At 39.7% G+C, this 6,582-nt stretch carries 6 protein-coding genes; 5 read left to right on the top strand and 1 reads right to left on the bottom strand.

Going from position 1 to position 6,582, the window contains the following annotated elements; translation table 11 throughout:
- Positions 1–107: 107 nt before the first annotated feature.
- The 4 genes from folE2 to P20311_RS05225 all read left to right on the top strand — a co-directional run bounded on the left by folE2 (position 108) and on the right by P20311_RS05225 (position 3,496).
- Positions 108–1,031, top strand: a complete 924-nt coding sequence (folE2, locus tag P20311_RS05210) for a GTP cyclohydrolase FolE2 (protein WP_008110446.1) — start codon at positions 108–110, stop codon at positions 1,029–1,031.
- A 93-nt stretch (positions 1,032–1,124) separates the two neighbouring features.
- Positions 1,125–1,721 (top strand): DUF2726 domain-containing protein, encoded by a 597-nt coding sequence (locus P20311_RS05215; RefSeq protein WP_008110447.1) that lies wholly within the window; start codon positions 1,125–1,127, stop codon positions 1,719–1,721.
- Positions 1,722–1,834: 113 nt separating this feature from the next.
- Positions 1,835–2,542, top strand: a complete 708-nt coding sequence (mtnN, locus tag P20311_RS05220) for a 5'-methylthioadenosine/S-adenosylhomocysteine nucleosidase (RefSeq protein WP_008110448.1) — start codon at positions 1,835–1,837, stop codon at positions 2,540–2,542.
- On the top strand, positions 2,543–3,496 hold the full coding sequence (locus tag P20311_RS05225; RefSeq protein WP_008110450.1) for a regulatory signaling modulator protein AmpE: 954 nt from the start codon (positions 2,543–2,545) through the stop codon (positions 3,494–3,496).
- A gap of 49 nt (positions 3,497–3,545) precedes the next feature.
- Here P20311_RS05225 and tyrS read toward each other — a convergent pair whose 3' ends face one another.
- Positions 3,546–4,745: a tyrosine--tRNA ligase gene (gene tyrS / locus P20311_RS05230; RefSeq protein WP_008110451.1), complete on the bottom strand. Its 1,200-nt coding sequence runs from the start codon at positions 4,743–4,745 to the stop codon at positions 3,546–3,548.
- Positions 4,746–5,236: 491 nt separating this feature from the next.
- On the opposite strand from tyrS, the gene P20311_RS05235 reads away from it, so the two are divergent.
- Positions 5,237–6,550, top strand: a complete 1,314-nt coding sequence (locus tag P20311_RS05235; RefSeq protein WP_008110453.1) for a peptidoglycan DD-metalloendopeptidase family protein — start codon at positions 5,237–5,239, stop codon at positions 6,548–6,550.
- Positions 6,551–6,582 lie beyond the last annotated feature (32 nt).

A 6,582-nucleotide genomic window follows, 5' to 3' on the forward strand; every position in this document is an offset into this window, starting at 1 on the left:
CAAAAACAATAAAATTTCATGTTTGCTGTTATTTGCTGCATTTCAGCAACTCTTTATTTAGTGTAATATGCGGCGTCTTAAATATTGCAAATAACGAGTAACGTATCATGCAAACGACTATGCCAGATATTGCTAACACGGCTGCCGCATTACAAACAGGTAAATTAGACTGGGTAGGTATGGCCGATATAGAGCTGCCTTTTATTTTTGAATCTCTTGATTTAGCTCCAGTTACCGTTAATGCAAAAGCACGCGCTTTTGTTAACTTACACCAAGAGGATGCTAAAGGCATCCACATGTCGCGTCTGTTTTTAGCACTTGATCACCTCTCAACTGAGCAACAGGTCAACCCACACACCTTAGCACAAGCATTAGATACCTTTATCACCAGCCATGAAGGCTTGAGCGATAAAGCACAAATCGAATTTAAGTTTGAATTACCACTGCGCCGTAAATCATTGCTCAGCGGTAAAGCGGGCTGGAAAAGCTACCCTATTGTACTTACTAGTACCATAAATCAAGGTGTCATTAGTTTTGAACTCAGTGTTGATGTTACTTACTCATCAACCTGTCCCTGCTCTGCAGCCCTTGCTCGCCAACTGATCCAAAATGCGTTTAGCGAAAAGTTTGCTCAAGAAACACTAACTCAATCTGAGGTTTTAGAGTGGCTTGGAACAACTCAAGGGATTGTCGCGACCCCGCATTCACAGCGCTCTATTGCCAATGTTAAAGTTAAACTAGCGAATAATATTGAACAGTTTGATGTGGTTAACTTAATCAATCTACTAGAAGATGAGCTTAAAACACCAGTACAAGCCGCGGTAAAGCGTGAAGATGAACAAGAGTTTGCTCGCTTAAATGGTCAAAACCTGATGTTTTGTGAAGATGCAGCACGAAAGATTAAAACCACCTTAGAAGCAAAACAGTATAGCGACTACTTTTTACAAATTAATCACTATGAGTCTTTGCATGCCCATGATGCAGTTGCGATTGCAGTAAAAGGTATCGAGGGCGGATACACAGCACTTTAAATAACAACGGTAACTAAAATAGCCATAACAACTATTTGGGCACATAACTTGCTTTAGAAAAGCAGTGTCAATTTGTTGTTATGGAGTTACCGTATGGAATTCGCTTTATTATTAATATTAGTGCTAGTTGTTGGGGCATCAGTGGTTGCGTCAAAATTTAATGATGATGGCGGAAACCCTTATCCTTTTACTCGTAAACAAAGTGTATTTACCCAAGTAGAAGGGGCGTTTCTGGGCTTATTAGAGCGTGCTGTTGGCGACCAATATAAAATTGTTAGTCGCGTTAAACTAATCGATGTGATTGACTGTAAACAAGGTCTGTCTGTTAAATCTAAACGTGCGGCAATGGCTAAAGCAAAAAATAAACAGCTCGATTTTGTGCTAGTAGACAAAGAAAAAATGACCATAGTGGCCGCTGTTGACTTAGTCAACAACGCCAACAAAGATGGCCACAAAGCACAACGTGATTGGTTTGTTAATGGTGCATTAGAAGCAGCTGGCATTCCGCATATTCGTATGAAAGTGAAGTCAGGTTACCGCCCAAGTGAAGTTCGCGATGCTATTATGTTTAAATTAGGTAAGCCAGCTAAATCACAACCTGCACGCCCGACTCGCGCAAGAGTACATAAGCCAGCAGTATTATCACCTTCTCAAGCAAAAGCACATTCCACTGCCCTTGCTGAAATATAACTATCGAATTACAAGCAATCTATTAAAGCGAGCATTTTAAATGGCTCGCTTTTTTGTTTTTTATAGCTGACTTCACGTATAATCAGGCTATTCAAACTTAGGAATTTAACACTATGAATGTTGGTATTATTGGCGCAATGGAGCCAGAAGTTAAAATTTTGCGCGAGGCGATGCAAAATCCACAGATTTTAACCAAAGCAGGCTTTACGTTTTATACTGGTGAGCTTGCGGGCAATACCGTTACTTTAGTGCAATCAGGCATTGGTAAAGTTGCTTCAACTATTGCAACCACTTTACTTATCGATAACTTCAAGCCTGATTGTGTTATTAACACAGGCTCTGCCGGTGGTTTCGACCCTTCACTTAACGTTGGTGATGTGGTGATTTCATCAGAAGTTCGTCATCACGATGTAGATGTAACAGCGTTTGGTTACGAAATTGGTCAAGTACCACAAATGCCAGCAGGTTTTGCAGCGCACCCTAAGCTAGTAGAAGCCGCCGAGCAAACAATTGCACAAATCAGCGAAGTAAAAACGCTTGTTGGTTTAATTTGTACTGGTGATTCATTTATGTGTGACCCTGTTCGCATTGAAAAAGCACGCAGTGACTTCCCTACAATGCTGGCAGTAGAAATGGAAGGTGCATCAATTGCACAAACGTGTTTTGCACTTAACACACCATTTGTTGTTATTCGCTCAATGTCTGATATTGCTGGCAAAGAGTCACCACAGTCATTTGAAGAGTACTTAGAAACAGCCTCTATTAATTCATCAAAAATGGTGGTGGCATTACTAGAAAAGTTAACGGCGGTTACGCTGTAAATGCTCAATAATATTGTTCAAAATCATTTGGACTTTATTGTATTTATTTGTGCGCTCCTAGCTGAGCGCTTTTTACCTTTAGTTAGCTGGTATCACCCTAATCATATACTTTCTGCCATTTTTAACGCGATTGGTCAGCGTATTTATAAAAAAACAGACAGCAAACAATATCATTATTTAGCCGCTTCACTGGCAAGCACCCTTGTTTTAGCTGTTATTATGATTATTGTGGTTTTACTGCTGCAGTTTGCCTTTTACCCTGAACTGCTATCCGGTCTTATTTTATATTTATGCTTAGAAAGCACTAGCCTGAATAAAAAAGCGATCCGCATTGCGAAATTAACCAAAAATAATCAAAAATCGACTGCGCGAGAATTATTAAAACCACTAGTAGCCCGTGAAGTTAACGCACTTTCAAACCCTGGGGTTATTAAAGCGGTCATGGAAAGTGTCATACTGAGAACAGCACGCCATTATTTTGTAGTTATTTTTATTTTTTTACTATTGGGCCCCATTGCCGCTCTCGCCTACCGTTTACTTACCTTAATCCAACAAGCATGGCGCACTGATATAGCCCCCGACAGCTCTTTTTTGACGCCACTTAAACTCGTTCTTTTTATTGTTGAATACATTCCCATGCGGTTACTCGCGCTGACAATAGCGTCACTTAAAGCCAGTAAAAAAAGCATGCACTATATTAAGCATTATGGCCGTCATTTTTATCAAACCAATACTGGCTGGTTACTTAGTGTGTGCTCTGCATCTTTAGGAGTGCAACTTGGTGGGCCTGCTATTTATAGTAAGCAGCGTTTCAATAAAATGCGGGTCGGTGCTGAGCGCCTGCCAAGTGCTGATGATGTGCCAAAGCTACTGAACACCCTAAATCAAGCCCGATTTTTTTGGCTACTCGTTATTGTTAGCGTTGAAATTATAAGGGCCGTTCTAACTGTTTAATCAGTCATAAAAAAACCAGCCGAAGCTGGTTTTAATACTTTATAAAGTTTTAAGCTACGGTAATATTTGCAAACTTACGTTTACCTACTTGGTAAATAGCGGTTGTTCCTTTTGCTACTTCCAATTTGGTATCGGTAATTTTTTCTTCGCCGTTAAGCTTTACAGCACCTTGCTTGATCATACGCATAGCTTCTGAAGTGCTCGCTACTAAGCTCGCTTCTTTTAGCAAGTTAGCAATTAAAATCGTGTCTTCATCAATATTTACTGTCAGCTCTGGAATTTCATCAGGTAGTGCTTTTTTCTGAAAGCGCTGAATAAAGTCATCATGAGCAGCCTGTGCGTCTGCTTCACTATGGAAACGTGCAATTAACTCTTTCGCTAATTCAATCTTAATATCGCGCGGGTTAGTGCCTTGCTCTACACGCTGTTTTTGCGCTGCAATTTGCTCAATAGACAAACCGCTTAGCAAATCATAGTAACGCCACATTAATACATCACTAATTGACATGATTTTACCAAACATGTCGCTAGGCGTATCAGTAATACCTATGTAGTTTCCTAGTGACTTTGACATTTTCTGAACGCCATCAGTCCCTTCAAGTAAAGGCATCATTAGTACGGTTTGTGGTTTTTGACCTTCATCTTTTTGCAGCTCACGACCCATTAGTAGGTTAAAGCGCTGATCAGTACCACCTAGTTCAACATCAGACTCAAGTGCGACTGAATCCCAGCCCTGCACAAGTGGATATAAGAACTCATGGATTGCGATAGATTGGCCGCCAGCATAACGCTTTTTAAAATCATCACGCTCAAGCATACGCGCCACAGTTTGGCGAGCGGCTAATTTTATCATTCCCGCCGCGCCCAATGTTTCCATCCACGTAGAGTTGAAAGCAACGGTTGTTTTAGCTGGGTCTAAAATTTTGAAAACCTGCTCTTTATAGGTTTCGGCATTAGCAAGCACATCATCACGAGTCAGTGGCTTACGGGTTACATTTTTGCCCGTTGGATCGCCAATCATACCGGTAAAGTCACCAATTAAGAAAATAACCTCATGACCTAAATCTTGAAAGGTTTTCATTTTGTTAATTAGTACAGTGTGACCTAGATGCAAATCTGGAGCCGTAGGATCGAAACCAGCTTTAATTTTTAGCTTTTTCCCCGACTTTAATTTTTCAACCAACTCATCTTCAATTAATATCTCTTCTGCACCGCGTTTTATCTCTGCTAGAGCGGTTTGTAAATCCACTGTGTGTTACTCCAAAAAATTCTGACAACGAAGGGGTGTAATATGCTCACGATTTATTGCTAGCGCGTTTTAACAAAGCAAATAAAACTATTTAGCTAACATAACAAATTTCCACTTAATTAGAACAACTTTTTTAACTAATCGCAGCACCGACTAAAATGCAGGGTGTACGTTCTAAAAAGGGATATAAAAGAGCGATTAATAATACGCTAAAAGTATTTATAAAAACCCAAAAAACAGTTTATAAATTAATCACTTCTCGCTATTAAATCGTTTTAAAAGCTAATTTAACATTACGATGAAAAAGCAAAGTATCCAAGAATATAAAATAGTCCGATTGTTCAACTTTAAACACAAACAGCCTGAATACCCTATGATTTTAGCTTAATTTAACGCGAGTTTAAATCTACAAAATACTAGTATTCACAGATTATTCGTTATATCCTGCAATATAATCTATTTATTATCTTGACAGCAGAAAAAGGCACGTTATGGTCCACGTGGTTAACACGCTCCCCAAAAAACACAAAATGCTCATTCTAGGTTTGGTTTCTGCTATTGTTGCCTTAGCTTTTTTACCTTCTGAAAAAGCCACTGCATCCAAAGACAATAGCGAGAACACGCTAGAGATTGGTAAGCGCTACGAATTACAAATAAAAGTAGGTGAAAACGAAAAACTCACCGACTTAAATTCAGAGCAAGCAGCGCAAAAACTTCCAGAGTACGATTTTGTCGATCACCTTGTTAAAAATGGTGACAATTTAGCGATCATTTTTAAGCGCGCTGGTTTTTCTGCGCAAACGCTTTATAAACTGGTTAATACCAATGCTGAAACACGTAAGCTAACCAAAATTCACCCTGGTGAAACACTAAGCTTTGCAACTGCAGAAGATGGCTCGTTAGCTCAATTACGTTATGTTATTTCTAAAACAGATACCTTATTTGTCACCCTAAATGACGAAGGCCAATACGACACTTCAATTGACAGCAAAGAAATAGAAACACTGAGCAAAACCGCACGTGGTGAAATTTCTAGTAGCTTTTGGACATCGGCGATCGCAGCAGGGTTAAGTGAACGCCAAATAATGAACTTTGCCGATATATTTGGTTGGGACGTGGATTTTGCAAATGACATCCGTAAAGGTGATGAATTTGGCTTAATTTATGAGTCTCATTTTGTTGACGGTGAATTTATTGGCACTGGTAAGATCATTGCCGCTGAATTTATAAACCAAGGCGAACGTTACACAGCAATTCGACACACAGACGGTAATTTTTATACCCCTGAAGGTCGCAGTATGAAAAAAGCCTTCTTACGTGCACCAGTAAACTTTAAATATATCAGCTCAAGCTTTAATCCTCGCCGCTTACACCCTGTTACAGGACAAGTAAAAGCACACCGAGGTATTGATTACGCCGCACGTACAGGCACCCCGGTTGTGTCATCGGGTAATGGTAAGGTGATCAAAGCGGGCTACAGTAAATACAATGGTAATTACGTATTTATTAGCCACGGTACGCAGTACGTTACTAAGTACTTACACCTTAACAAGCGTCTAGTTAGAACAGGGCAAAAAATCAAACAAGGTGAGAAAATTGGTACTGTAGGCTCAACAGGTCGAGTAACTGGAGCGCACTTACATTATGAGTTTTTGGTTAACGGTGTTCACCGTAACCCTAAAACCGTGAAATTACCTAAATCTGAGCCATTACCACGCTCAGAGCTTGCTAAGTTTAAGCCTATTGCTGATAACTTTATTGCGCAACTCGAGCGTAATCGTGAACTTCAATTGGCACTTAAATAAAGATCTTAATGGTTAAATAAAAAAGCCTTGTC

Origin of the sequence: Pseudoalteromonas sp. BSi20311 (genome assembly GCF_000239875.1) — a bacterium.
Taxonomy (GTDB): Bacteria; Pseudomonadota; Gammaproteobacteria; order Enterobacterales; family Alteromonadaceae; genus Pseudoalteromonas.

What these genes read in the sequence shown, in the direction of transcription:
- P20311_RS05225 (WP_008110450.1), top strand. Translation starts at nt 2,543, where the DNA reads ATGCTCAATAATATTGTTCAAAATCATTTGGACTTTATTGTATTTATT.
- P20311_RS05235 (WP_008110453.1), top strand. Translation starts at nt 5,237, where the DNA reads ATGGTCCACGTGGTTAACACGCTCCCCAAAAAACACAAAATGCTCATT.
- folE2 (WP_008110446.1), top strand. Translation starts at nt 108, where the DNA reads ATGCAAACGACTATGCCAGATATTGCTAACACGGCTGCCGCATTACAA.
- P20311_RS05215 (WP_008110447.1), top strand. Translation starts at nt 1,125, where the DNA reads ATGGAATTCGCTTTATTATTAATATTAGTGCTAGTTGTTGGGGCATCA.
- mtnN (WP_008110448.1), top strand. Translation starts at nt 1,835, where the DNA reads ATGAATGTTGGTATTATTGGCGCAATGGAGCCAGAAGTTAAAATTTTG.